This window comes from Brevundimonas sp. CURTG3B2_SDJG, from assembly GCF_057364705.1.
Genome location: NZ_JBNFOJ010000561.1, coordinates 1 through 681 on the forward strand (window position 1 = coordinate 1; position 681 = coordinate 681).

Here is a 681-nt window from a genome sequence, read left to right on the forward strand (position 1 = left end):
CGCCTGGACGGCGGCCGGGGCCCGGGGCGTCAGTTCGATCGCCGCCAGCGGCGTGGCGACGACCGCCAGGGCTCCGACGGCGACGGCCATCAGCAGCGGGCGGGAGGAAACGGGGCGGTCGGAATTCATGATGCGGGCGATCCTTTTGAGAGAGAGCGGGCGGGGCCGGTGAGACCGACGGCGGCGGGATGGCCGTAGCCGGCGGCGAGGGAGACGAGGGTTTGGGCGTAGATCGGGGGGTCGACCTCGGCCAGGGCGGCGGCGTCGGCCGCGTCCTCCGTCCGGGCCGCGAGGGCGGCATGCAGCCACCAGACGAGCGGGTTGAACCAGAACAGGGCCACGGCCAGCCGGGACAGGCCGAGAAACAGCCAGTCGCGGCGACGGACGTGGGCGAGTTCGTGCGCCATGACGGCTCGAGCGGTCTCGGGTCGGTCCAAACAGGCCGTATCCAGCAGGACCACGCCTGGCGGCAGGCCCCAGCTCAGCGGGGCACCGATCGACGAGGACGCCAGCAGCCTGGGACGCTTGGCGCTTGGGAAGGCCGCGAGCGGGGCTGTCCAGGCGGCGGACGTCACCGCGCGCGCCTCGCGCGTCCACCGCCGCAGGGTCAGGACGCCCAAGGCGAACCGGCCCGCGACGCCAGGACGCCCAGAGCCCAGGCCCAGGCCGCGCATCGCCAGC

The 681-nt window shown here is 74.6% G+C and carries 1 protein-coding gene; it reads right to left on the reverse strand.

From position 1 onward, the window contains the following. Positions 1-125 precede the first annotated feature (125 nt). The coding region (locus AC2W7C_RS18675) for a M56 family metallopeptidase (protein WP_486002680.1) at positions 126-681 on the reverse strand (556 nt) is incomplete at its 5' end.